Source organism: Streptomyces sp. NPDC055140 (assembly GCF_053607285.1).
In genome coordinates this window covers 83,032-106,366 of sequence record NZ_JBSGTG010000026.1, presented here as the reverse complement: position 1 = coordinate 106,366, position 23,335 = coordinate 83,032, and the positions used below count along the sequence as shown (strand labels likewise).

At 67.2% G+C, this 23,335-nt stretch carries 23 protein-coding genes; 7 read left to right on the top strand and 16 right to left on the bottom strand.

Annotated features, from left to right (window positions below; genetic code table 11):
- Positions 1 to 34: 34 nt before the first annotated feature.
- From ACWFR4_RS36625 to ACWFR4_RS36610, 4 genes are all read left to right on the top strand, one after another.
- A complete protein-coding gene (locus ACWFR4_RS36625; RefSeq protein WP_453465939.1) occupies positions 35 to 484 on the top strand; it encodes a hypothetical protein in 450 nt (149 codons plus the stop codon).
- Positions 484 to 2,553, top strand: coding sequence for a hypothetical protein (locus ACWFR4_RS36620; RefSeq protein WP_453465937.1), 2,070 nt, complete (start codon positions 484 to 486; stop codon positions 2,551 to 2,553). Before ACWFR4_RS36625 ends, ACWFR4_RS36620 begins: the two co-directional genes overlap by 1 nt.
- A 122-nt stretch (positions 2,554 to 2,675) precedes the next feature.
- A complete protein-coding gene (locus tag ACWFR4_RS36615) occupies positions 2,676 to 3,089 on the top strand; it encodes a hypothetical protein (protein WP_453465936.1) in 414 nt (137 codons plus the stop codon).
- Between the two features lie 157 nt (positions 3,090 to 3,246).
- The gene (locus ACWFR4_RS36610) at positions 3,247 to 3,588 is read left to right on the top strand and encodes a DUF397 domain-containing protein (RefSeq protein ID WP_453465934.1); all 342 of its coding nucleotides are present in this window, start codon (positions 3,247 to 3,249) and stop codon (positions 3,586 to 3,588) included.
- Between the two features lie 67 nt (positions 3,589 to 3,655).
- Here ACWFR4_RS36610 and ACWFR4_RS36605 read toward each other — a convergent pair whose 3' ends face one another.
- The 10 genes from ACWFR4_RS36605 to ACWFR4_RS36560 form a co-directional block, all read right to left on the bottom strand.
- Entirely contained in the window at positions 3,656 to 5,764 is a 2,109-nt protein-coding gene (locus tag ACWFR4_RS36605; RefSeq protein WP_453656153.1) for a protein kinase domain-containing protein, read from the bottom strand.
- Between the two features lie 124 nt (positions 5,765 to 5,888).
- Positions 5,889 to 8,060 carry a protein kinase domain-containing protein gene (locus ACWFR4_RS36600; RefSeq protein WP_453656152.1) on the bottom strand — a complete coding sequence of 724 codons (2,172 nt, stop codon included), beginning with the start codon at positions 8,058 to 8,060 and terminating at the stop codon, positions 5,889 to 5,891.
- 7 nt (positions 8,061 to 8,067) lie between these two features.
- Positions 8,068 to 9,024: a serine/threonine protein kinase gene (locus tag ACWFR4_RS36595; RefSeq protein WP_453656151.1), complete on the bottom strand. Its 957-nt coding sequence runs from the start codon at positions 9,022 to 9,024 to the stop codon at positions 8,068 to 8,070.
- A 61-nt stretch (positions 9,025 to 9,085) separates the two neighbouring features.
- Entirely contained in the window at positions 9,086 to 10,576 is a 1,491-nt protein-coding gene (locus ACWFR4_RS36590; protein ID WP_453656150.1) for an outer membrane protein assembly factor BamB family protein, read from the bottom strand.
- A 110-nt stretch (positions 10,577 to 10,686) separates the two neighbouring features.
- A complete protein-coding gene (locus ACWFR4_RS36585) occupies positions 10,687 to 10,980 on the bottom strand; it encodes a WXG100 family type VII secretion target (protein ID WP_453465926.1) in 294 nt (97 codons plus the stop codon).
- A gap of 55 nt (positions 10,981 to 11,035) precedes the next feature.
- Positions 11,036 to 11,374 (bottom strand): WXG100 family type VII secretion target, encoded by a 339-nt coding sequence (locus tag ACWFR4_RS36580; protein ID WP_382758841.1) that lies wholly within the window; start codon positions 11,372 to 11,374, stop codon positions 11,036 to 11,038.
- Positions 11,375 to 11,480: 106 nt separating this feature from the next.
- Entirely contained in the window at positions 11,481 to 12,653 is a 1,173-nt protein-coding gene (locus ACWFR4_RS36575) for a S8 family serine peptidase (protein WP_453465924.1), read from the bottom strand.
- A 136-nt stretch (positions 12,654 to 12,789) separates the two neighbouring features.
- Positions 12,790 to 14,505, bottom strand: a complete 1,716-nt coding sequence (locus ACWFR4_RS36570; protein ID WP_453656149.1) for a WXG100 family type VII secretion target — start codon at positions 14,503 to 14,505, stop codon at positions 12,790 to 12,792.
- Entirely contained in the window at positions 14,502 to 14,978 is a 477-nt protein-coding gene (locus ACWFR4_RS36565) for a hypothetical protein (protein WP_453465920.1), read from the bottom strand. The genes ACWFR4_RS36570 and ACWFR4_RS36565 overlap by 4 nt, the downstream gene beginning before the upstream one ends.
- A gap of 344 nt (positions 14,979 to 15,322) precedes the next feature.
- Entirely contained in the window at positions 15,323 to 15,850 is a 528-nt protein-coding gene (locus ACWFR4_RS36560; RefSeq protein WP_453656148.1) for a hypothetical protein, read from the bottom strand.
- Positions 15,851 to 16,183: 333 nt separating this feature from the next.
- Between ACWFR4_RS36560 and ACWFR4_RS36555 the strand changes: the two genes are divergently transcribed.
- Positions 16,184 to 16,786 (top strand): hypothetical protein, encoded by a 603-nt coding sequence (locus tag ACWFR4_RS36555; RefSeq protein WP_453656147.1) that lies wholly within the window; start codon positions 16,184 to 16,186, stop codon positions 16,784 to 16,786.
- A gap of 273 nt (positions 16,787 to 17,059) precedes the next feature.
- Here the strand turns inward: ACWFR4_RS36555 and ACWFR4_RS36550 are convergent, their stop codons facing one another.
- Complete coding sequence (locus ACWFR4_RS36550; protein ID WP_453656146.1) at positions 17,060 to 17,413, bottom strand: DUF4333 domain-containing protein; 354 nt, start codon at positions 17,411 to 17,413, stop codon at positions 17,060 to 17,062.
- Between the two features lie 257 nt (positions 17,414 to 17,670).
- Here ACWFR4_RS36550 and ACWFR4_RS36545 point away from each other — a divergent pair, with 257 nt between their 5' ends.
- Positions 17,671 to 18,390, top strand: a complete 720-nt coding sequence (locus tag ACWFR4_RS36545) for a hypothetical protein (RefSeq protein WP_453465912.1) — start codon at positions 17,671 to 17,673, stop codon at positions 18,388 to 18,390.
- 72 nt (positions 18,391 to 18,462) lie between these two features.
- Here the strand turns inward: ACWFR4_RS36545 and ACWFR4_RS36540 are convergent, their stop codons facing one another.
- The 3 genes from ACWFR4_RS36540 to ACWFR4_RS36530 are packed head-to-tail and all read right to left on the bottom strand — an operon-like array spanning position 18,463 to position 20,684.
- Positions 18,463 to 18,990 carry a hypothetical protein gene (locus ACWFR4_RS36540; protein ID WP_453467367.1) on the bottom strand — a complete coding sequence of 176 codons (528 nt, stop codon included), beginning with the start codon at positions 18,988 to 18,990 and terminating at the stop codon, positions 18,463 to 18,465.
- A 35-nt stretch (positions 18,991 to 19,025) separates the two neighbouring features.
- A complete protein-coding gene (locus tag ACWFR4_RS36535; protein WP_453656145.1) occupies positions 19,026 to 20,321 on the bottom strand; it encodes a putative T7SS-secreted protein in 1,296 nt (431 codons plus the stop codon).
- 57 nt (positions 20,322 to 20,378) lie between these two features.
- Positions 20,379 to 20,684 carry a hypothetical protein gene (locus ACWFR4_RS36530; RefSeq protein ID WP_453467371.1) on the bottom strand — a complete coding sequence of 102 codons (306 nt, stop codon included), beginning with the start codon at positions 20,682 to 20,684 and terminating at the stop codon, positions 20,379 to 20,381.
- A 540-nt stretch (positions 20,685 to 21,224) separates the two neighbouring features.
- Here ACWFR4_RS36530 and ACWFR4_RS36525 point away from each other — a divergent pair.
- A complete protein-coding gene (locus ACWFR4_RS36525; protein WP_453467373.1) occupies positions 21,225 to 21,455 on the top strand; it encodes a hypothetical protein in 231 nt (76 codons plus the stop codon).
- A gap of 13 nt (positions 21,456 to 21,468) precedes the next feature.
- On the opposite strand, the gene ACWFR4_RS36520 is transcribed toward ACWFR4_RS36525, so the two are convergent.
- Positions 21,469 to 22,053 (bottom strand): hypothetical protein, encoded by a 585-nt coding sequence (locus tag ACWFR4_RS36520; RefSeq protein ID WP_453656144.1) that lies wholly within the window; start codon positions 22,051 to 22,053, stop codon positions 21,469 to 21,471.
- Entirely contained in the window at positions 22,050 to 23,333 is a 1,284-nt protein-coding gene (gene mycP / locus ACWFR4_RS36515; protein ID WP_453656143.1) for a type VII secretion-associated serine protease mycosin, read from the bottom strand. The genes ACWFR4_RS36520 and mycP overlap by 4 nt, the downstream gene beginning before the upstream one ends.
- Between the last annotated feature and the right edge of the window lie 2 nt (positions 23,334 to 23,335).

The window sequence follows — 23,335 nt, the reverse complement described above, 5'->3', positions numbered from 1 at the left end:
AGCACATCAGTCACACGGGGGAAGGCGTCATTCGGTGGCCTGGGACGAGTGGGAACAGCTCAAGGCGGAAGCCCTGCACAGGGGGAACGCCAAGATGCAGTTGAACCAGCTTGCCGACCCGGGTGGCGGTGGCGGTGGCGATCCTCAGGGCGATCTGACGGTCAACTTCCCTGATCTGGCCGCAATCGGAGATGCGGCGTTCCGGCTGCGCACCCGCATGGACCGGGAGAGCGACCATGCCCGGATCTCCTCGATGAAGGCCGCCGGGGGTCTCAAGTCGGAGTTCGCCGTCGGCAAGGCCCTGGACCATGTGGCCGAGCGCTGGGTGGACCAGGTCCAGTCCCTCCTCGACGCCTGCGCCCACATCTCGAACCACCTGGATTACACCAAGGGGGCGCACAAAGGCGACGAGGAGCACATCTACGGCGTCATCAGCAGCATCTCCACGCTGGACAAGGGCTTTGACGAGAAGCGAGGTAACTGATGGACCTCGACGCGCTGCGTTACGGCAACTTTTCCGCGCTGGGAGAGGCCGTCGGCGACTGGGAGGAGATGGTCGTCAACCTCAAGTCCCTCCAGGACGACGCGGAGCGTGATCTCAAGGTCAAGGCCGACAGGGCGAACTGGCACGGAGCCAACGCCACGGTCTCGCGTGAGTTCGTGGACAAGACCGCCGGGGAGTTCGCCGATGCGCATACGCAGGCCAACTCCATAGCCAAAATACTCGGCGACACCCGTAGCGAACTGATCGACTATCGGCAGCAGCTGAACGACGCGATCGACCGAGGGCTCAAGAAGAACCTCACGGTGATGGACACCGGGAGTGGCGGGTTCACCGTCACGATGAACATCCACCCCGACCGCGCCGCCAAAGGCACGGAGGTTCCTGATCACAGCCCGCAGGACGTCACCGGCCTCCGCGACGAGGTGCAGCGGATCCTGAGCGGGGCCACCGAGAGCGACACGACGGCCGCCAAGGCGCTCAATCTCATCGTGGACCAGGCCACATACGGTTTCTCAGGGGCTGACTACAGCGACCGGGACGAAGCCGCGAAGGCCATCAAGGAGGCCGATGACCTGGCCAACCTGATGAAGAGCAAGGGGGACGACATGACCCCCGAGGAGTTCGACCGGCTGAACAGCTCCATGGCCAGGTACAAGAACGACCCGCTGTTCCAGGAGGAGTTCGCCAAGACGCTTGGGCCCAAGGGCACTCTCGACTTCTGGGCCGACCTCTCCGACCCCTCGGACGGCGGTGACCTGCAGCGAGCCCGCCGCGACCAGCTCGGCGACTTCCAGAAGAATCTCGGCATGACGCTCGCCGGCGCGACGCAGTCCGACTCGGCCGACATGCAGTCCTGGAAGGACCGCATGGTCGACCTCGGGGGCCAGACGGTCCAGACGAGGGGCGGCAACGTCTACGGGTTCCAGTTGATGAGCAACATCATGCGGACCGGTGACTACGACGACGACTTCATGAACAAGTACGGCAACGCGCTGGTCGCGACCGAGAAGAAGATGAAGCTCCCCGACCACTACTGGCAGGGAGCCGGCGGGCCGCCGACGCCGAAGATGAACTTCATCGGTGAGGACTTCGGCCGTGATCCGATGACGGGCTTCATGACCGGTCTGTCCAACAGTCCGGACGCTGCGACCGAGTTCTTCAACGAGACGCATCCGCAGGACAACGCGGAATGGGTGCTGAAGGAGCGGCACACGTTCGACGACACCCCGCTCGACGACGGTGACGGGAATCAGTCACGGGACGCGACCGGCAAGGCTCTCCTCGCGGCCACGAGCGGCATGAATCCGAACGACCCCGCCGCCACGTACGTGGAGCACACTCCGGAGAACCGCCAGGCCCTCGACCGGTCACTCAAGTACCTGTCCGAGACCGGCGACGACTTCCCCCGCGAGATGCGCGACGACATGGCGAAGGTCCTGGTGAACTACGGGGACGAAACGCACAACACGATGAGTTCCCAGGCCGACCATCCCGACGACCCCAGGCAGCTCGACCGGCACCAGCTCCTCGAAGTGACCAAGCAGATCTCCCGTGACCAGGACTCTTACGGACTGCTGAACGACGGGCTGAACCGCGAGATCGTCCACGACATCAACACCGATCACCCGGGCGATCCCAAAGAAACGCTGCAGCGGGCCGGTGCGACCGTCGGTTTCCTGGAGGAGGCCCGCTATCAAGCGCTGGACACGGACAAGGAAGACCCGTCCTGGAAGGCGAAGTGGGCCTACCACGGCATCGGCGGCGCGGTGAACTTCATTCCGGTGGTCGGCGACGCCGCACAGCGCGGCGTCGACGCACTGACCTACCAGTGGCAGCAGGACGAGCAAGGGCGCATCGACGATCAGAATCACCAGCAGAACGGGAAGACGTTCACGGGCCGAGAAGGACAGCTGGAATCTCTGGCGAAGATCTGGGCCACCGCCAACCCTGGCCAGACGGAGAACAACTCCTACACGCTGACGAACGAGATCAACGCAGCTGCCTTTGACGGCAACGCACGGGCTCGAGGACTGGCAGGCGATCAGTGAGGCAGAGCACATTGTCGAAGCCGTTGGCTGCCGCAGCGATCTTGGCGATGTTGACAGCCGCAGCCTGCACCAGCTCATCGGGGAGAGGCTATGCCGTACCGAAGGCGGCATGCGGAGTCCAGGTGGGATCCAAACTGCTGTCCCCCCTCCTCCCCGACGGCGGGAAGCTGACTCAGCGCGACTACAACTTCGGCCCCACGCAGCCCCGTTGCGAACTGAAGGTCGATGGGAATCTTGTCATCCACTTCTCCGGCGACGTGGTTCCGGCCAGCACCGATGTCATCGCGGTGAACGAACGCGGAATGCAGGGGCTGGGCCATCCGGCAGCTGCGAATATCGGTCAGGATGCCCGCATCGCAGACCGCGGAGCCCTGGCTGTGGACAGGTGTACGTACGGCGGGAAGCAGCAGAAGTTCGTCGCGGACATCGAGTTGAAACAACAGGCAATCCAGGATGTGTCCGAGCGGCGCGATGCGCTGCGCTCACTTCTGAAGGCCTATCTTCCTGCGGCGATGAAGGACGTGGGCTGCCGTTGAGCTCTCCGGTGCAGCTGTAGCGCGCCCGGCGCCGGGCTGCACCGGGGTACCTCGCCGGATCAGGCGGGTGCAAGTCGTCCGACGCCCCGCGCACCTTCGGCTGTCCCAAGTACGCTGGCCACACTGCATGTACGTACATCGGGAAGGGGCCCGGATCATGGCCGAGGCAGCACAGGGCGCCGCACAGGGCGTGGGAAGCGATGCCGCCGGGGAGTCCCCCGAGGAGATCAAGGCGCGCAAGGAGCGGGAGAAGAACGAGCTCTACGCGCTCGACATCTCCGGCGCCGAATGGCACAGCGCCCCCGGCACCGAGGACCACGAGGAGCGCGTCGAGATCGCGTACCTGCCGGCCGGTGCCGTGGCGATGCGCTCCTCGATGGAACCCGAGACCGTGCTCCGCTACACGGAGGCGGAGTGGACGGCGTTCGTGCTGGGGGCTCGGGACGGGGAGTTCGATCTGGAGGATGCGGCGGGGGACGGGGCTCCTGGGAGGCAGTAGGTGCCGCGTCGCGCCGGCCGCGCAAAGTGAAGGCGACGCGGAGTGGGTGCGGCGCGGAGTGGGTGCGTCAGAACACCGGGAGCACCGTCAGGGAGCTGTCGTTCATGACGAACACCCTGTTGGCGTAGGCCGAGAGCCGGTGGTAGTCGGCGTTCGGGAGCGAGTAGGTCCACATGTCCTTGCCGTCACTCTGACGGATGGCGTGCACCTCGACGAGGGGCGAAGGGGCGTTTGAGTCACTGTAGATGACCCACACGCCGGTGCCCTGGGGGAGCAACGGGCTCGCGTTGGTGGCGACTTCGGGCGCGATCCAGAGCTCTTCGCCGTTGCGTCTGTCCAACCGAGTGGGCGTGTCGTCCTCGGAGGAGTAGACCGAGTCCTCCGTGACCGACGGCGGGCCCCACCAGCTCGGTTTGTCGTCCCATTCGGTGTTCTTGGCCTTCCAGATCACCTCTCCGTCGGTGATCCGGCTGGCGCTCAGCGACTTGCCGTTGATGTACACGGTGTCGCCGTCGGCCACAGGTCGGAGCGTGTTCGGCGCGCCCGCGAGCCGGGCCCACGCCTGACGGCCGTTGGCGGTGTTCACGGCGAGGATGTTGCCGTCCGTCGTTGTCAGGACGAGGCGTCCGTGTCCGACCGCGCTGGGCCAGTCGATCTTCTTGCGGAAGTCCGCCGAAACGCGCGCGGTCCAGCGGATCCTGGCATCTGAGCGGCCGATGCTGCGCAGCCGGTCGTCCTTCGTCAGGACGTATACCGCCTCGTCGTCCGCGCACAGCAGCTTCTCGGCCTCCGCGTCGGCGGTCCACTTGGGCTGCCCGGTGGATGGCACATACGTATGCAGCTTTCCGTCAGCGTCAGCGGTGACGACCAGCCGGTCCGACAGCGAGAGGTAGCCGCTCTTGACCCGGGCGTGCGGAGCGGTCCAGCGCTCTTCGCCCCTCAGTACGCCGTACGCCGCGATGCCCCCGCTCATCGCTCCGAAGATGATGACGTCCCGGACGGGGAGCAGGGTCGGGGAATCGATGTCGACCACGTCGGCCAGTTCCCACAGACTCGACGGGGACTCGTTGCCGTGGAAGTCCTTGTCGACCTTGACCGACACCGGCTGAGCGATGGGCGGCCGCACAGCGACGGGGATGTCGAACGGGTCTTCCTTCGCCTTCCCGCTCCCCTGGCGCGAACCGAGCCACCAGGCAGCCGTACCACCACCCGCCGCGAGAACCGTGCCCCCGGCGGCGAGACCGGTGATGAGGCGGCGGCGCGTCACCGGCCGCCGGCCATCCGGCGTGATCTGCGTGGTCAGTTGCCGGAGCGCGCTCTCGCGCTCCTTGATGGCGCCCGCCACCGGGCCGCGCCGCCAGACGCGCTCAGCGCCCCGGGGCGCCGCGAACGCCGTGACGATCTGTGCCGGGACAGGTCTCGTGGTCGCGTCCTTGGCGAGGCAGGGAGCGATGAGCACCTGCAACTGCGGTGCCAGGTCTCCCAGTTGAGGCTCGCCGTGGACGACCTCGTACTGCACGGCCGCCACGTGCGCACCGTCGAAGGCGCGTCGGCCGCTTGCCGCGTACACCAGAAGCGCCCCCAGCGAGAACACATCGGCTGACGGCGCGACGCGCTGCCCCAGGACCTGCTCGGGTGCGCCGTAGCCCGGGGTCACCGGGGTCTGCCCGGTGGTCGTGAGGGTGAGCCCGTGTTCGGGGCGGGCGATACCGAAGTCGATGACGCGCGGCCCGCTCGACGTCAGGACGATGTTCGGGGGCTTGAGGTCACGGTGGATGAACCCGGCCGCGTGAATGTCCGCCAGGGTGCGCGCGACGGAGTCGGCGATGGCGCGAACGGCGGCTTCGTCGAAGGGCCCGTACGCGTCCACGGCCTGGTCGAGTGTCGGTCCGGCAAGGAATTCGGTGGCGATCCATGGCCGGCCGCCTTCGGTGTGCGCGCCGAGGACGGCGGCAACTCCTTTGCTGCGTACGGCCTGTGCGGCCTGAGCCTCGCGGATGAAGCGCTGGGCGAGGTTCGCGTCGTGGGCGAGTTCGGGCCGCAGCACCTTGACCGCGGCGATGGTGCCGGCGCTGTCCTGACCGACGTACACCTTGCCCATGCCGCCTTCACCGAGGACGCCGAGCAGGCGGTAGGGGCCCAGGCGGAGGGGGTCGCCGGTGGCTAGGGGGGTCATGGCGGGGCTTTCTGTTGATGGGGCGGGGCTTGCCGTGCCCGGGAGACGTCAGGGGAGCCGGTTCGACCGCGGACGGAAGACGGGAGACGGAGGACGGAGGACGGGAGACGGGAGAGGCGGGGAGTCAGCGCAGGGGGAACGCCGACGCATTGTCGTCGTCGACAGCGATGATCACCTTGCGTCGTTCGTGGGCGAAGAAGCGGTCCCCCGTGGTCGTGTAGGTCAGGCCGGTCCTGTGCGTCGCGATGTCGATGGCACGCAGCACCACGCCGTTCTTGTAGTACGCGTACTTGGTGCCGATGACAGGCGCCCAGTCGACGCTCGCGTGATCCTCACTGTCACCCTTCTCGGACCACGTCACGTCGCCGCCCGCCGCATCGACCGCGGTCATGCCCACGCCTTCCGCCACGGCGTACAGCACGCCCGCCTTGAGGGACGGCGGCCCGTAGTACGTGCCGCTCTTCGTCTTCCACATCTGCTTGCCGTCACTCAGCCGCAGGCACTGGAGCGGTCCGGCCCCCAGATAGAGGTGCCGCCCGTCCGTCGCGAGGGCCGAGCGCAGGCCGCCGGGAGACTCGACCTCGTACGGCTTGTCCCAGCTGATCTGCCCGGTGCGGACGTCACGTACGACGACGCGGATCTTCCACTCCTGGGTCTCCTGGAGTGTCACCAGACGGTTGCCGACGACCTCGGCGGCGAGGAAGTGCATGCGCCGGCTCTTGTCGGGTCGCTTGGGCAGATCCTTGCGCCACAGGGTCCTTCCGGTGTCGGCGTCGACGGCCCGAAGTGACCAGCTCTGACTGGCAAGCATGCCGTCGTAGTAGTACTTCCCTCGCCCGACGGCCATGTAGAGAACTCCGTCGCTCACGCACAGAAGCTGGTTCGCGCCAAGTGCGCTGTTCACGTCGGACAGCCGGGTGACGGTCTCCTTCGTCGTGCCGTCGGCGAGATCGATGGTCTCGACCGGGAGCGGCGGCGGGGTCTGCGTCTCGGGGTCCCCGGCACCCCATTTCGCCAGCCGGTACGCCCTGCTTCCGTCGACAGCGATCTGCCAGCTCAACTCCCCTGTCCGCGATTGCCACTTGCTCCCGCCGCCCTTGGCCTCGCAGGCGTCGACGCCGAGCAGGACGAGATCATCGACGGCGTGCGGCTGGACAGGGGCGAGGTCCATGGGGTCGTACCCCGAGGCGCGCTGCCACAGTGAGTCGAGGTTCCGCGTCGCGCCGGCCGTCTCCTCGGCGGGCTCGTCATCACCGGCCTGTTGACCGCGCCACCACCACGCGCCCGCTCCGGCCGCCGCGACGGCCGCGAGGCCGCCGCCGGCCAGCAGCAGCCGACGGCGGGACGGGCCGGCGTTCGGTACGGGTACGGCCGCCTCCGGGGTCGCACCGAACGGCGCGGGAAGGCGAGCGGGCGCGAACTGCCACACCTCGGTGGCCCGGCGGCCGACGTCGGCGAGCAGCGCGGTGGGGAGATGATCGGCGAACTCCCCTCCCCTGTCGTACAGTTCGGCCGCCAGCCGGTCGGTCGTGGGCCGTTGCGCCGGATCCTTCGCCAGGCATCGCCCCAGAATCTCCGCCAGCGCGGGCGGTACGTTCGTGAGGTCCGGGTCGCCGTATCGGACCCGGTAGAGCAGGTCGGCGGGCTGGCCGTGGCCGAAGGGGCCCTGGCCGGTGGCGGCGAAGACGAGCACGCCCGCGAGCGCGAAGACGTCGCCCGCCGGCGTGTGCTCCTGCCCGGTCGCCTGTTCCGGGGACATGAACGCGGGCGTGCCGACCGCGGCTCCGGTGCTCGTGAGCCGGTCGTCGCCGATGGCCCGGGCGATCCCGAAGTCGATGACCTTGGGCCCGTACGCGGTGACCATGATGTTCGACGGCTTGAGGTCCCGGTGGACGACGTCGGACCGGTGGAGCTGGCCGAGCGCCGTGCAGAGTGCCGCCCCCAGGACCCGTACGGATGCCTCCGGCAGGGGGCCCGCCAGTTCGACCGCCTCGTCGAGCGGCGGCCCGAGTACGTACTCGGTGGCGAGCCACGGAGTCTCGGCGAGCGGGTCGGCGTCCACGACCGCGGCGCCGAACTGTCCGCCGATGACCCGGGCCGCGTCCACCTCCAGCCGGAACCTCGTCCGGAAGGCGTGATCGGAGGCGATCCGGGCGTGCATCGTCTTCACGGCCACCGTGCGCCCGCCCGCCGAGCGGGCCAGGTACACGGTGCCCATTCCGCCGCTGCCGAGACGTGCGATGAGCCGGTACGCGCCGAACGCGACAGGGTCGTCGTGGGTGAGGGGCGAAGGCATGGGTGCGTCAGTCCTGGCGGTGGGCGGAAACGGGGAGGGGCGGCGCCCACACCGGGCGCTCCTGCGGCACGATCTCCGCGGCGAGGACGGCGGCCGACTGGTGCGCGACGGCCGCGATGACACGGGCTGGGAGCCAGCCCGGGATGAGCAGGGCGGAGGCGCGGCTCGCGGTCTGGAACCCCGACGGGTGGGCTTGACTGTCCGGAGCGAACTCATCAAGAAGTTCGGCCAGTTGGGGACGTGCTCCGGGGTCCCGGGAAAGGCACCGTCCGATGAGGGAGCGTACGGACGATGGCAGTTCGTCCCGCTCGGGCGCGGTGTGCCCGGCGGCCGCGTAGGCGAGGGTCGCGCCCAGCGCGTAGACGTCGCCCAGCGGTCTCGGTCTGCCGCCGGCCGCCTGCTCGGGCGGGAGGCTGCCGGCGTCGAGCCCGGGCAGCCCGGAGCGCGAGGTCCCGTCCGGTGCGGCGGCGCGCACCGCGCCGAAGCAGGTGAGGCGTGGCCCGTCGGCGGCGAGCAGTACGGCGGCCGGGGAGACGCCGGCGTGCGTGAGGTTCTGCCCGTGCGCGACGACGAGCGTCTCGGCGAGGGCGGCACCGAGGGCGCGGACGGTGTGCTCGGGCAGGGGGCCTCGGTGGACGACGAGGGCCGTGGGGAGCGGGAGAGCCGGCAGGTAGGGGCGGGCGTGCCAGGGGGAATCGCCGGGTGCGGCGAGTTCGGTGGCCGGGGAGGCCCAGGGCCCGAGGAGGTACCGGGAGGCGTCGGCCTCGGTCATGTAGCGCTGCGGGTCGCTACCGGGCAGCGGCACACTCACGAGGACGGTGCGGTCACCGTCGGGGGAACGGGCGATGTAGCGGTTCTCGGGGACGGGAGAACGGGATGTGCGGTCGTCGAGGCGTGTGATGGGGGTGTACGGGCCGATACGACGAGGCGCTCTGGCCGCGGATTCCGCATCTGACGTGAGCATGCTGGGGAGGGGTCCCTCTGGTGTAACGGATGTGGGAAAACAGCCGACGGCGATGGCGGCGCTACTTCGGAGGGCGGGCGGCCGCGACGCTTTCGATGCCGACCGCACCCCACGTCCGGACCGGCTTGCCCCCCGGCCCCTCTGCTTGCAGCTCCCTGGAAGCGAAGAAGACTCTGCCCTTTTCGAAGACGATGTCATCGGTCTTCGGGTCCATGAATTTCGCTTCGGGTGGCACATTGAAGTAGTAGTACGGCGTTTCCGTACCCGTCGCAGGGTTGAGGCTCACCACTGATGCAGGGGCGAAGTTGTCAGTGCTTTCCTTGAACGCAAGGAGCTGATCGCCGCTCATGCGAATGGGGTACACCATCTGATCCGCACCCGAATCAAATTTCTCTACGCTTTTCCCCGTAGCGAGGTCGAACGAGACGATCCAGTTGGACCTGTGGTTGATTCCTTCGGTCTGCTCACCACCGGTGATGAATGCCTGCTTGCGCCCGACCACCACCTGACCGCATTTGTCCACAGCGGTCTCCACACCGGTAGTGCTGCAGTCGAGGTCGTAGTGGCCACCCTCAAGACGGATTGTCGACCGGTACTTTCCCTTTGCGTCCAGGGAGATCAGGTCGGAGAGGCCATCCTCGCCGGCCGTGACAGCCAGTACCGGCGGCTCTGCCGACACGAGGTAGACGAGATCGATGCCGCTGGAGACCTTGTACGTCCACAGTGTCTTACCCGTCCGGGGATCGCGTTTTTGCACCCGGTACTCAGGATCGTAGGAACCGGAAGCCCTGTCCGTACAGTCGAGCCGGACGACCAGCGCCCGGCCGCCGGCGTATCCGCCCTCCCGGCAATCAGATGTGCGCTTGCGCTCCCAGAGCTGTTTCCCGCCGGACATGTCGTAGGCCGCCGAACCAGCACTCCATGCCGCGGCGACGACGCCTTGCGTCATGGAAACGTTCGGCACGTCCTCGCCCATGGTGGTCTTCGACGTGGGAATGCTTACCTGCCAGAGCTTCTTTCCCGTGTCGAGATCGAAGAGCGCCAGCTGATTGCAAAGCCCCTTGCTCTTGTCGTTCCTGAAGAGCACAGCGGTACGCCCGTCGACCGTCACGTGCCGCGTCGTGCCGCAGATCTCGCCGGACAAGCCGTAATGCCAGGCTTCTTCGTCGGTGCCGATCCCGATCCCTTCAAGGGTGGAATTCATGCCCTTGACGAGAACCTTGTCGGTCGCCCATGTGCCCGGCATGTTCAGCGTTTTGCCCGGCTTCAGATCGTCGGCCAGCGAGGCCGCCAAGTGCCCTGACCGATCCTTAGGACGATCTTCGACCGTTTCCCGAACCTCGTCCGGTGCCTGCCTCCGCGCCGTGGACACCCCGGCCGAGTCGTCTTTGCCGCCACCGGGGAGACCTGCCCACATCAGCCAACCACCGGCGCACGCCACCACAACCAGAACCACGATCACCGAGACCCACAGCCTCGTACGCCGCTGCCTGCGTTCATCCGCCGCGCGTTGCGACTGGGTGAACGGTGAAGGCGGTGGTCCGTAGGTCATCTCTGATTGTCCAATTCAAAATGCGGCAGCGCTGGAACGCTTCTGTGGCGACACAACATCGGGGTGGGCGCCTCCCGCGCGCGCCCACCCCGCAGTTCTTGCTCTTCGCTTTACAGGAAGAAGCTGGCGGCCTTCTTGTCGCCACCCATGTAGTCACCGCCGGCCTGGTGCACCACGTGGCCGATGCCCTGGAGAGCGACGTGGATGTCGTGGGCTTCCTTGTCCCACTTCCGCTGCTCGTCGCCGTACGCGTTCTGCGCCTCGCCCTCCCAGTAGGCGACGGTGCCGGCGACCAGGTGCTTGATCTCCTGCAGGTCGGTCTCAAGCTGCTTGGCCATGGTCCCGATTTCGGTGGCCGCGGTGTCGAGGGCGCCGTACTTGACGATCATCTCGTCGTGGTTCATATCTACTCCATCTCCCCTGGGTTTCAGACGTACTACTGACGCGTGGGTCGTTCGCTCAGTAGCCGCTGAGCGTGGACTTCGGGGCGCCGTCGTACACGTTGATCTTGTTGACCGCCTGGCGCACCTGGTCCTCGGAGTCGTCCTTGATCTTCCGCGTACCGCTCATCGCGTCGAGGAACTTCACGAGGATGTTGCCGATGTTCTTCATCGACTCGTTGATCTCGTACTGCTTCGTGTTGAACGCGTTGGCGCCGATGCCCTTCCAGTTACCTTCCAGGCTGTCGATCGTCCCCTGGAGGCGGTGCACCGTCGACTTGATGTTGTCGAACTTCTCCGCGATCTTGCGCTCGAGCGCAACCATCTCGGAATCTGAGAGCCGCTGACCCTGTGCCATGTTCGGCCTTCCTCTCCTGAATTACTGATGGAACTTTCCGGATTCCCGTCTGGCCGGGGCGAGGATCTGGCCCCCTGCTCGACGGGCGTTGAACGATGAAGCGGGCTCAGCCGGAGCGCCGAGCTCGCAGCACCGCGAACGCCCCGCCCCCGATCACCACCACCGCGGCAGCGGCTCCGAGGACAATCCACAACTGGTCATTGCCGTCCGAGGACTTCGCACTAGATCCTGCCGCCGAGGTCTCGCCACCTGAAGTGGATTTCGGGGGCTGTGACGAGGCTGGTACGGAAGCGGAGGGGGTAGCGCCGGTAGTGGAACCGGCAACTGACGTCTTTTCGTTGGTGATCGGATCGACATCGGGGGCGCCCGGGTTCCCCTTGCCGGCGATCAAGTTCTGGGCGGGCCTGATCAGTCCGTAGCCGAGATACTTGCTCGGCTGGTTCTTGGGCCAGTCACGACCGGCAGTATCGATCATTACCCGGAGGACCTGGCTGGCCGTCCACTTGGGATGCGCCGACCAGATGAGGGCGGCGGACGCGGAGGCGACAGCGGTCGCCTGACTCGTTCCCTTGCCCGGGCAGTACTGCTTGAAGGTCGCGTCGCACCAGGTGGGGACGTTCACACCCGGCGCCGCCAAGTCGATGTAGTCACCGGACTGGGAGAACTTGCCAACCGTGCCCGTCTTGTCCGCGGCCCCGACTCCCACCACCTCCGGGTACGCGGCAGGGAAACCGATGAAGTTGTCCTTGTCACCGGCGTTCCCCACTGCCGCAAACATCAGTTTGCCCTTCTTGGCAGCGTATTTGACGGCCTTCTCCATTGCGTCATCGGTGAATTCGCGGCCGATCGACATGCTGATGATCTGAGCGTCGCTATCAGCCGCGGCCCTGATCGCCGTAGGCACTGAGGCCGTCTTCTTGAGCTCGGCCTTGTCCGTCAGCGTGGTGAGTGCCGTCCGCACCGGAATGATCCTGGCTCCCGGAGCGAGCCCCTGGAGCCCACCTCCGGCCCCGGACCCGGCGATCAGCTCCGCCATGGTTGTGCCATGACCGTCGTAGTCACGTGTCGCTCCGTACGAGGCTGCGGCGGGAACGTCGTCCGTCAGGACCTTGCCCTTCAGTGAAGGGGTCGCAGGATTAACGCCCGTGTCGACAACCGCGACCTTGATGCCCTTGCCCGTACTCACCTTCCACAACCGCTCGGCCAGCATGTCGTCCAAGTACCACTGCTTGGCGTGCACGTCGTCGGCAACGGCGCTCGGGGCCAGCCCGGTGGACATGACGGCAAGAGCGCCAACCACTGCGCCCACCGCGGACACGCGTCTTCCGACCCGCCTCAGGAGGGGCACAGTCCATCTGCCGCGTCGGCTGGTCCCTGACTTCATGCTTCGTACGTCCTCGCTCATGCTTGGTCGATCACCCGCGCTGCGGCTTCTTGGGGAGATGGGTCTGTTCGTCCTCGACGAGGTAGTCGGGCCGCTGTACGCCATCGCCCTCCTCCTGGTCGGAACTCTGGTTGCCCTCGGGACCTCGTACGAGGCCGGAGCCGCCGGCGGTAAAGCCGTTCCTGCCCGCGCGGGAGGCGGAGTTGCGTCCTGCGGGAGCACCCGTCACGCCATCGGAGTTACCCATAGAACCGCGCGGCATCTGGTTCCTGGCAGCGCCGTTCGTCGCGCTCGGCGCCCCCATGACTCCCCGCTGGCTGATCCCGCCGCTCGAGGTCCGCGAACCGGCGGCTCCCTCGCCGCCGATGACCGTGCCTCTCGGCACCTTGGGACCCGACTTTGCGGACGCACCGGTCGAGGTGGGCCTTCCCCCTACGACGCCACCGTTACTCCGGCCCGCGCCCCTCGGTCCCAGGCCCTGGCGACCGGCCGACGTGCCTGCCTGCTTGGGCGTGCCTCCGGTTACACCGTGGCCCATGGAGGCCGGGCGGCCGCCCGGCATACCGCCCTTGACGCCCGGCTGGCCGGTCGCGTTCGGGCGCCCCATCGGGTTCGTGCCGCCCTGCCCCAGGCCTCGAGCCGACGCGGGTCCGGGGGTTCCGGCTCGCCCCTGTGCGGTCGCGGGATTCCTCGGCACGCCGGTCGTACCGAGCGCCCGTCCCACAGGACCCTTGCCCATGGGATTCGGAACACCCTGGGCATAGGACGGAAGCGGGAGTCCTTGCGGGCCGGTCGTCGGCGTCACGGTCGGGTTGGTGGTGCTTGTCACGGGGGTCGTCGGCGTCTGCTGAGGAAGCGTGTCGACGCTGTCGATCGTCGTGCCGACAGGCCGGTCGGGGAGGGTGAGATCGCCGTGGACGTCCTTGACGGGCGTCGTAGTGACGTCCGTGTGCGGGGCGATCGTGCGATCGTGTGCGACCACGCCTTCGGTCACTGCCGCATGCCGCTGCGTCGTGCCGGACGTCTCGTTTCCGGAGCCCGTCTCCGGCGCGAACGAGCGCCCAGCAGGCTTCGGCACACCCACATTGGGCATCGCCTCGAAAGTGGGAGGCTCGAGCCCCTTGAGCGACTCCTCGGAGACGACGTAGTACGACGACAGCCGGTTCATCTGGTTGATGGCCTCTTGGCGATGGCCCTCAACCTTCGTAGCGGCGGTGTACTCGTCGTTGGTCTCGACCCGCGCAACCACCGGGATGTCGCCGACCGACTTCCGCACGAGACGGCTGTCCCGGGGCGGCATGGCGCTGCGAACGGATGCCAGGCCCGTGCCGGCGGACGTGATCTGAACGCCTGCGGCCTTCGCGTAGTCGGCGAGAGCGTCCGCGTGTCCGGCGAGTCCCTTGCCCCAGATCTGGAAGGCCTTGCCCGCCTCGCCCTGCCAGTCGTCCTCGGCTGCCGTCAGGTGACCGCGGAGTTCGGTCGCCGCATCCGAGATGGCCTTCTGTGCCTTCCACAGGGCATCACCGGCGCCCTCGAGGTCCGCCGGGTTCGTGTTCTCAACGATGTCAATCATGTCGTTGAGGTCGTGGTCCTCGAAGTTCGACTTCTGACCGGGCGCACGAACCCTGCCGAAGCCGAACGCGTCGTGCATGACCTCGGAGATCCGATTGGTCATGTCGGTGACGCCGACCTGGACGTTGCTCTGTTCCTGGCCGGACAGCTTGTCCCAGTCGTCCTTCCCCGTCACAGCCCGAATCCCTTCTTCGACTGCTTCTTGTCGTTCCGCGGCTGCTCAGGCGCGCCCGCCTTCTCGCGCTCCGCAGCCTGCTGGTCATGCTCGATCTTCGACTGGATGGCCCAGAACCGGCGTCGCTGTTCGTCCTCGAGGTTGCCGTAGCCGACCTCCGCGCCATGCGCGGCGATGCCCATCGCCTCGATCTGGAGACTGAGCGTCTTCGACAGCGAGGTGAGTCGTTCGTGAACGATGTTGTACTGCTCGTAGAGACCGTCGGCTTCCGGGAACTTCGTACCCGCACCACGCAAGGAGGTCTGCGCGATCCGCTGGCCACCGGCCTTGGACGGCGCTCCGTCCGAGCCCTCGAACTCGCTCAACAGCGTGTCGACGCGCTGTTTGAACGTCTTGAGCACTCCCGCGCCGACCTTCAGGTCGGCAGCAGCCGCAGCCGAGACCCCGCCCATCGCCATGTCCGCAGGAAGCATGACGTGCCCCCTTCCCCGTTCCCCGTCGGTCCTTCAGTCCGCGCCCGGAGCGCGGTGGCGCGAGCGTCCCTCATCGCGCCTTTACCACTGTAGTCACGCTGTACAACCGAACCAACTGGCCTATGTGTTAAGTCAGTTACGAAACGCTCCGGCCGTATCGCGCTTTCGGGTGCAATCTTCTCATCTCGCCGACACGCGCTCGACGCCCGGCCGGAGGTCGTGGCTCTGATGCGCAGGCACTGCCCGCACGGGGGCCCGGCGCACTCTCCGGCAGGCGAACATTCCTCCATGAAATCTTCACTGTCGTGACTCCCGGGAAGACAAGGGAAGCGGCGTTCAACAATTCAGCCTGATTTCACTTCGCAAGGCGAAGACTTCTTCAGCGCCGCCGTGTATTCCGTGATCAAGTTCCTGAGCGCCGATTCATCCTTGTGTCCCGGTTCGAAGACCCTGATGACCGTGGAGATGTCCTCCTTGACCACGTCCTGGGCCGTGCACCGGGTGACGGATGCGGCGGCCGAGTCCGTGTACGCGATCGTGCGGGCCGCCGCGGATTTGGGGTCGTGGGCGGAGAGTTGGTCCACGGCGATGTCGCGCGCCGCCGCGCCCGGTTCGCGTCGCTCGCGTTCGACGGACAGCACGACCTTCTTGTCCACGGCGACCTCGCAGGTCGTGACGGCCTCGGGGACGGGGTTGTCCGGCTTGACCGACACCTGCTTACCGGGCGGCAGCAACGGCGTCAGTGTTGCCGCCCTGACATGAATGCCGCACAGCGAGGACGGCACGGTGTACTCGCGCTCGGCCGAGTCGCCGCACCCCGCTGCCGCCGCCACCATCACGGCGGTGACGGCGGCCAGAGGCAGGAACCCCACCCCGCGGGCCGGCGTGCGTGATGGCTTTCCGAGTTCCACTGTGCTCCGTCCGAATGGCTGATGCCGGCTGCGGTCCGTGCGGCGCGTTGCAGGTCGTCGGCCGTCTGCATGTCGACTTTCGGGTTGTGGCGCACGGCGTGAACCGCATCCTGGGGATGGGCGTCGACGTGGCACAGGTGTTTGCGGACGGCCACAAGGATGCGCCGGCGATGAGGCGGCTGATCACGGAATACACCAAGTCGGTCGAGCGCTCCAGCGTGTGCCGGTGGCACGAGCTGGGAACTGTTGATGCGGGCAGCGACATCGGGACGACCGGCGAGCGGGATCGCGCCTGTGCCGGACTCAGCACCATTCCCACCGTCGCATCCGCCCGCAAGCGAGTCATTGGAAGACATCATGCAAGGACTCCCGCACGGCAGAGCCCGTTCGGCCTGGGTGGCACTCGGTGCGGCGTTGCTCGTCGCTTCGGTGGCCGGCTGTTCGTCGTCCGAGCCCGAGCGTGAATACGTCACTCCCAAGGAGCTGTGCGGCATCAAGGTGTCCGCCGGTTCCCTGGAGTCGCTGCTGCCGCCGGGGAAGAAGATCGCGGTTCGGCCCGCTTCGGCGGTCGGCGTCAAACGCTGCCGGCTTGAGGTCGATGGGAAGGTCGTGTTCTCCAGCAGTGTGGAGAAGCTGGGCGGCGACACCTCGGCGCGTGATGTCGCCACGTCCGCGCTGGGGGTCGATCCGAACGACACCAGCGCTGACAACGGCCGGTTCATCTACTCGAAGACCGGAGCCGTCGGTCGGGTGGAGTGCCCGAAGTCGGCCGGTGCGGACAGCTCGTTCTGGGTGACGGCACGTGTTTCGGACGATGCGGATGCGGCGGACATGCTCCGGTTCATCAAGGAGTACGCGACGGCGGCCGCCGGTTCAGGGGCCTGCGCCGATGGGTGAGTGCCCTCAGCGGGCCCCCTTGTGGCTCGTCGCCACGAGCTCGTACAGGGCTTGCGGGAGCAAACTTCCCATCTCTCCGCCTTGAAGGGGGCGCGGCAGACGGGGCAGCGCAGGTGTAACTGGACCTCGACGATTCGGCAACTCAGTACGAGACGGCGCCCATCTGAGACCGTGTGCAGGCGCGAGGACTGAGCGGCCGCGCCAGGCCCTCCCGAGCACCCGGCAGCGGCTCTCCCATCTCGCTTCGCGAGAGGCGTGGTGGCTCCGAAAGGGTCAGCTCGCAGCCGGGGAAGGCGTCTCGTCGGCCTTGATGTCGAAGTTGACGTTGTCTCCGTTGACCGAGGAAACCTTGACCGTCACGCCCAGCGTGCTGCCGTCACTCGCCGTCAGCGTGCAGCGGCCGGTGTTGCCGACCTTCCCGACGAGGTCCTTGGGGCAGGTGACGTCCGGCTTCGGCTGGCCTGTGGTGGCGGCGAGCTTTTCGGCGACCGTATCGGCCAACTTGCTCTTGGACACCTTCGGGTCGGACTTCCCCGCACTCACCGACGCCGAGCAGCCGATGAGCAGCGCGCCCGCGGCTACGGCCGACAGGGCCCACGTTGCGGCGGAGAGGCGGGACTTGATCATGGGGTGGAGTCCGTTCCGGTGTTGAGAGAAGCAGGTGACAGAAAGCCGGAGGGGCTGGCCGCCCCTTCGGCGCGCCCAGCATATGGCGCACAGGAGACACCCACTTGGCACACTTCTGTGAAATCCGGGCGAATCGGAACACTTCACGAACTCTTCGCCCTGCCAGCAAACGGTCTTCACTCGCACAATCGCAGGTTGCGGTCACGAGGCCAACCTCGGTTCACAGAAGCACACAGCGTCCGCGATAATCTCGAGCCATGGAACAGCTGGCTGGGATCCTGTTGAAGCTCCTCGTGTACGCGATCATTTTGGGATTGGTCGCGCTCGCCATCAGGGCGATGATGCGCGGTAACCGAGAAGACAAGCGGATCCGGAAGGAATGGGCGGAACTCGAAGGCGTTGCCGCTACGCATGGCTGGAGCTATGAGCGGCGCGCGCGCGGACGGGCCACCGAGTATTGCGGCGTGGGCCCGATGCCGGGCAAAGGCTCGAACCTGACCGCGTGGCACTACATCACAGGGGAGTTCCGCGGCCGCGCCTTCAAATGCTTCGAGTACCGGTACTCGAATCCCTTGTCGGGCGGTAGTCAGGCCGGTGACAGCAGGACGCTCACGTTCGAGTCGATGTTCCTCGTCTCGGCGCCAGGCTCGGGGCCGTTCATGCAGGTGGGGCGACCGAGCAAGCTGGATACGGCGATGGGACGAAGGCCCAGGACACTGCTCGATGTACCGGAATTCGACAAGAAGTTCCGAGTTGCCACGGATGACGAAGCTTTCGTCCGGAATGTTCTCACTGACGACGTGAGGGCCTTCCTCCTCTCCGATCAACGTGCCGAGACGAACCCTCTTCGAGTACGCGACGACGAACTGTTCACGTGGTACACCGGTTATCTGTCTCAGCAGGCGATCGAGGATCGATTGAACTACCTGTGCGACGTCATTGACCGGATTCCCGCCCAGGCCTGGACATCCGCCTGAGAAAAAGCAAAGCGCCCCTTGCCCCGGATCAAGAATGCACCGGGCCAAGGGGCGCTTTGCGTGTGTCGACGGCTAGTTGGCCGCGCCGCCGGCGGAGTCATCGGCCTGCCGCACCGTTCGCAGGAATTCCTTGTAGTCCTCGATGACTTGACCGAGTTGCTGCTGCGTCGCGGTGAGGACGATTTCGATCACTGCGCGCTGAGCCGGGTTCCGCACATCCTCCATGCCGAGGTACACCTGGCTCTGGCACAGCTCGATGGGCTCCCCTCGCAGTGTGGTGGAGAGAACGAGGTTCTGCACGATTCCCGGAGAATCCGTGAGCCCGGGGAGGTCCGGCGTCCCGATCTCGGTCTTCTTGAGGACGCGCACGGGCCCGCCCTGCTCGAGCCGAGGTACCGACTCGTCGGCGATCTGCGAGATGGTGGCGCCATCGTTGCGCATCTCGCCGGAGATGGTGATATTCGCTGTGAACCCGCCGTCGATGGAGGCCGCATGGAGCGCGACGAACGCGACGTTCGGCGCGCCGACCTCGTCCGGCGGTGCCGCCTGCCAGCCGTCCGGCAGAGAAAAGGAAATCTTGACCGGCAACGTGGCCGCCATGGTGGATCCAATCCTTCAGTGAACTTCAGCGCGGGCTAGAACCAGCCGCCGACTGTGCTGTCCCAGGCATCGCCCACGGCGTCGGCACCATCGCTGACCGTGTCGGTCAACTTGCCGGTATCAACGGTGACATTGAAACCGACCTTGCCGCCGAGGCCCAAACCCACTCCGACGTCGCCGCCGATGGTGAACTTGCCGTCCTTCATGCCGAGATCGGCATGCGCTTCGGCTCCCACGCCGGCCCAGGCCTCGCCGTTCACACCAGCGCCGACACCGCCGACGTCGGCAGAGGCGGACCCTGTCGCCTTGGCTCCGGCGAACGCCTCCGCGCCGCCGTGCACTCCGTCTTTGCCGGCGGAGACGTTCGCCGACGCATCGGCACCCACGAAGGCCTTCGCTTCACCTTGGACTGCGGCGACGCCGTACTCCACGCTGCCATTCGCCGACGCCTGGGCGAGATAAGCGGTTCCCGAAACACCGGCCTTGAACCGTCCGTCGGTGACACTCAGGCCGGCCGAACCGTCCACGCCCAGGGCCTGGGCACCTGCAGCGTACTTGTACTTGGCGTCGCCCCATTTCCCGTCACCGTCGATGCCGTCCGACCACACGCTGGCCTTGTCCGACCACTCGGCGAGCTTGATGCTCACCTCGGCCTTCTTGCCGGGTCCGGCCTCATCGTCGGCGCCGGCCGCATCGGTCTTGTCCCGGAAGTACCACTTGCCGTCCTCGCCCTTACCCCACTCCTTTTCCCTGTGGCGTGGGTTGGTCTCGTCACCGAACCACGACACCTTCTCCTTCTTCCACGCGTCGGGCGCGATGGCGCTCTTGCCGACGCCGTGGTCCTCCAACCACTTCTTGGCATCCACACCACTGCGGATCGCGGTAAGCCAGTCAGGGCTGTCCTTGGAGTCGCCCGCGAGGTCGTGGAGCTTTTTGGTGAGCTTCTCGGCCTCTTCCTTGAGCTGCTTCTGAGCACCCTTCAGGAGGGTTTCGGCGCCCTCGTGGTCCCCGGCCTTCCACTTGTCGATCGCTGTTCCGGCCTGCCCCTGTGCCCAGGTCAACGTGGAGGAGTACAAGTGGACGGCCTTGGCGGCCCCCGACATCGCGTCACTCGCGAAGTACCAGTTGGTCTTCTCCTTGGCCAAGGTGGGCCAAAATGCGTCGCTGGCCTGACCGACCCAGCCCTTGATGCGCAGGTCGCGCAAGCCGTCGCCGATCTTCTCGAACTTGTCCGACCAGCTGTTGAAAGCGGTCTCGACGTCGCCGAGCTTGCCGGCTTCCCCCGGGATGAGATCCTTCGGGTCGTCAGTCGACCCGAGCGTCGCTGCCATGAGTGCGGAATCCCTGTTCTTGTTCTTGAGTTTGCGTCTACGCCGGGCTCAACGCCGTCAGGCAAGCGCGGTCTTGACCGACTTCACAGCGTCGCGGATGGCCTCATCCGTGTCCTGGTAGTTACCGTCGGCCTGATCCAGTCCGTCCGCCAAAGTCGCCGCACAGTCGGCCAGGAGCCCGCCCCCCGACTCCCATGTCGCGCAGAAAGTCACCAGCGACGCGGCCGCGTCATCGTTCCCCACTTTGGTGGCCACATCCGCCGCGTCCCCAAGGTCCACCTTCTTGACCGGTTTGAGGATTTCCACCATGTCTTTCGCGCCCTGTTTCAAGACGCCTGGGCCGACTCCGAGATCCGCAGCCACGGCAACTCCCCCTCTTACAACTTCACTTGCACGCACACCCGACAGCACCGGGCAAAGGCACGCTACCAGCGGAAACGCGCCTCAACGTGCCCCCTCACCGCCCCTTCACCACTCCACCCCACGCCCCCTTCCAGCACCGGAGAGCGTCCCGTACGCCCTACGCCGGAAGGCCAACCCCAGGGCGAACGCAAGGAGGGAATCCGCCAGTCTGCCCAACCTGACAAAAGCTAGGAAACAACCCTCTCTCGACAGCCGAGCGGTCAGCAACTCCCCCGGCATCGCACGCGGCCGGCACGGGAAGGCCGGACGCCCCCATCCCGTTCCCATCGCCGCCAACTACCCTGGTTTCATGGATTTGGCCGAATAGGGACGACCGAATCTGCAGGCTTCAGTCGACGCAGTTACACCTGAACCGCCCGCGGGACGACTCGACACCGAAATCCCCGACCGATGCCCCCGGTGGGCGCCGCACGGCGCCCTCGTCGGCCCGATCACCGACGGCACTGGCGGTCCCCCGGTGTCTCGGCGAGGGACGTGGCCATGTCGGCCGTCGGCGTCGGGCCCACCGATGCCGGCGCGGACAACGGCCGGTTCATCTACTCGGAGACCGGGGCCGTCGGTCGGGTGGAGTGCCCGAAGTCGGCCGGTGCGGACAGCTCGTTCTGGGTGACGGCACGTGTCTCGGACGATGCGGATGCGGCGGACATGCACCGCTTCATCAAGGAGTACGCAGCGGCCGCGGCCGGTTCAGGGGCCTGCGCCGAGGGGTGACGGCCGCGCCGGACTAGCAGGTCCCCTCGCGGCTCGTCGCCGCCAGTTCGTACAGGGGGACGGTCTCGGCCGTCCCCTCGCCGCCCGCGACGCCCGGCGCGTCGTAGCCGCCGTCCTTCGACCTCGTGCGCGTGACGGAGACGCAGAAGGACGCGTCGGCGCCGTCGGCCTGGACCATGAAGGCGCCGTGCGATGCCGTGCCTGTCCCGCTGGGTGTGGCGGAGACGCCGCTCTCGGGGGCTCCGCCGCCGCCCCGCCGGACGACCGCGTCCTCGATCATCGACTCGTAGTCGCTGTCTGAGGGGGCGTCCATGCCCAGGTAGGAGTGCGCGTCCAGATCGTCGGTCGCGTACTCGACCGCGTGGCTCAGCTCGTCGTCGCTCCACACCGAGTCGTGGGCGACGGCCCTCAGTTGGAATCCGGAGAGGGCCACGACTCCCGCCAGGACCACGAAGACGATGCGTCCGACAGTGAAGGCGGCGTCAGGGAGTTCGTCCGCCGAAGGGTTGAGGGCGTGCCGCCAGGCGCGTACGCGATCGGCGTTCACGCAGGCCGCCAGCAGGAGCACAGCGGCGAGCGCGAAGCTGATCACGCTCATCGCGTCCATGCCCCGCCGGCCAAGTTCCGGCGTCTGCGCCGCGCGTCCCGTACCGCCACGGCCGCGCCGCCCAGGCCCGCCACGAGCACGGCGGCTCCGACGACCGTGTACGTGGCGAGGCGGGTGTCGCGCTGCTGCGCCGTCTCGCCGAAGTGGAGTTTCGCCGCCGTAGGAGCCTTCTCCCGGGCGAGCCCCTCATGGGGCGACGGGGTCTCGATCGGGTGATCCGGGTCCTCCGTGACGGCGCGCAGCGGGTCGACGACGCCCCAGCCGACGAGGCGGTCGTGGCCGGCGGTCGAGCGTTCCGCGGTCTGTTCGATCTGGGCGACGACCTCGGCCGCCGTCCAGTCGGGGTGCTTCGCCTTGACGAGGGCGGCGACTCCGGCCACGTACGGGGCGGAGAAGCTGGTGCCGTTGTCCGAGCAGTGGCCGCCGCCGGGAACCGTGGAGACCATGTCCACACCCGGTGCCGCCACGCCCACGAAGTAGCCCTGCTGGGAGAACGAGGCGCGTTCGTTGTTGCGGTCGGAGGCCGCGACCGCCAGGACGCCGGGGAACGAGGCCGGGTAGGTCTTCTGCACCTTGCCGTCCAGGCCGTCGTTGCCGGCCGAGGCGACGACCACGATCTTGGCGGCGAGGGCCGAGTTGACCGCCGCCTCCAGCCTCGGGGCAGGCCTGACCGCGTTCGCCGTGTCCTGGGAGATGTTGATGACCTGGGCGCCGACGGACTTCGCGTACAGAATGGCGTCGGCAAGGGACTCGGCCGTGCCGTGGCCCTCCGCGTCGTTCTGTTGGATCGGGATGATCGTGGCCTCGGGGGCCAGGCCGACGAAGCCGGTGCCCTTGGCCGGGCGCGCGGCGATGATGCCGGCGACGCGCGTGCCGTGGCCCACGGTGTCGGTGGTGCCGTTCCCGTTGCCACGCTCGATCTTGTTGCCGTCGGCGTCCTTGAGGTTCGGGGGCAGCATGTTCTTGCCCTTGGACGTGTCGACGGCCCGGGTCAGCTGCGGGTTCTTGACGTCGACGCCCGTGTCGATGACGGCGACCTTGACGCCCTTGCCCTTGGTCTCGCTCCACAGGTCGTCCAGGAGGACGCGCTGGAGCGCCCAGGGGCGGCCCGCGTACTTCGGGTTCTTCGGGCCGAAGGTGCACTGCTCGCCGTCCGCCGCCGCCGGGCTCGCGGGCAGGATCACGGTGGTGGTCACCGTCACGGCCAGCGCGCCGACGAGCGCCGCCTTACGCGTCCACGTCGCCGCGGACTTCCCTGATGCGTACGCCATCG

What these genes read in the sequence shown, in the direction of transcription:
- ACWFR4_RS36620 (WP_453465937.1), top strand. Translation starts at nt 484, where the DNA reads ATGGACCTCGACGCGCTGCGTTACGGCAACTTTTCCGCGCTGGGAGAG.
- ACWFR4_RS36610 (WP_453465934.1), top strand. Translation starts at nt 3,247, where the DNA reads ATGGCCGAGGCAGCACAGGGCGCCGCACAGGGCGTGGGAAGCGATGCC.
- ACWFR4_RS36605 (WP_453656153.1), bottom strand. Translation starts at nt 5,764, where the DNA reads ATGACCCCCCTAGCCACCGGCGACCCCCTCCGCCTGGGCCCCTACCGC.
- ACWFR4_RS36600 (WP_453656152.1), bottom strand. Translation starts at nt 8,060, where the DNA reads ATGCCTTCGCCCCTCACCCACGACGACCCTGTCGCGTTCGGCGCGTAC.
- ACWFR4_RS36595 (WP_453656151.1), bottom strand. Translation starts at nt 9,024, where the DNA reads ATGCTCACGTCAGATGCGGAATCCGCGGCCAGAGCGCCTCGTCGTATC.
- ACWFR4_RS36590 (WP_453656150.1), bottom strand. Translation starts at nt 10,576, where the DNA reads ATGACCTACGGACCACCGCCTTCACCGTTCACCCAGTCGCAACGCGCG.
- ACWFR4_RS36585 (WP_453465926.1), bottom strand. Translation starts at nt 10,980, where the DNA reads ATGAACCACGACGAGATGATCGTCAAGTACGGCGCCCTCGACACCGCG.
- ACWFR4_RS36580 (WP_382758841.1), bottom strand. Translation starts at nt 11,374, where the DNA reads ATGGCACAGGGTCAGCGGCTCTCAGATTCCGAGATGGTTGCGCTCGAG.
- ACWFR4_RS36575 (WP_453465924.1), bottom strand. Translation starts at nt 12,653, where the DNA reads ATGTCCACCGGGCTGGCCCCGAGCGCCGTTGCCGACGACGTGCACGCC.
- ACWFR4_RS36565 (WP_453465920.1), bottom strand. Translation starts at nt 14,978, where the DNA reads ATGCTTCCTGCGGACATGGCGATGGGCGGGGTCTCGGCTGCGGCTGCT.
- ACWFR4_RS36550 (WP_453656146.1), bottom strand. Translation starts at nt 17,413, where the DNA reads ATGATCAAGTCCCGCCTCTCCGCCGCAACGTGGGCCCTGTCGGCCGTA.
- ACWFR4_RS36545 (WP_453465912.1), top strand. Translation starts at nt 17,671, where the DNA reads ATGGAACAGCTGGCTGGGATCCTGTTGAAGCTCCTCGTGTACGCGATC.
- ACWFR4_RS36540 (WP_453467367.1), bottom strand. Translation starts at nt 18,990, where the DNA reads ATGGCGGCCACGTTGCCGGTCAAGATTTCCTTTTCTCTGCCGGACGGC.
- ACWFR4_RS36535 (WP_453656145.1), bottom strand. Translation starts at nt 20,321, where the DNA reads ATGGCAGCGACGCTCGGGTCGACTGACGACCCGAAGGATCTCATCCCG.
- ACWFR4_RS36525 (WP_453467373.1), top strand. Translation starts at nt 21,225, where the DNA reads ATGTCGGCCGTCGGCGTCGGGCCCACCGATGCCGGCGCGGACAACGGC.
- ACWFR4_RS36520 (WP_453656144.1), bottom strand. Translation starts at nt 22,053, where the DNA reads ATGAGCGTGATCAGCTTCGCGCTCGCCGCTGTGCTCCTGCTGGCGGCC.
- mycP (WP_453656143.1), bottom strand. Translation starts at nt 23,333, where the DNA reads ATGGCGTACGCATCAGGGAAGTCCGCGGCGACGTGGACGCGTAAGGCG.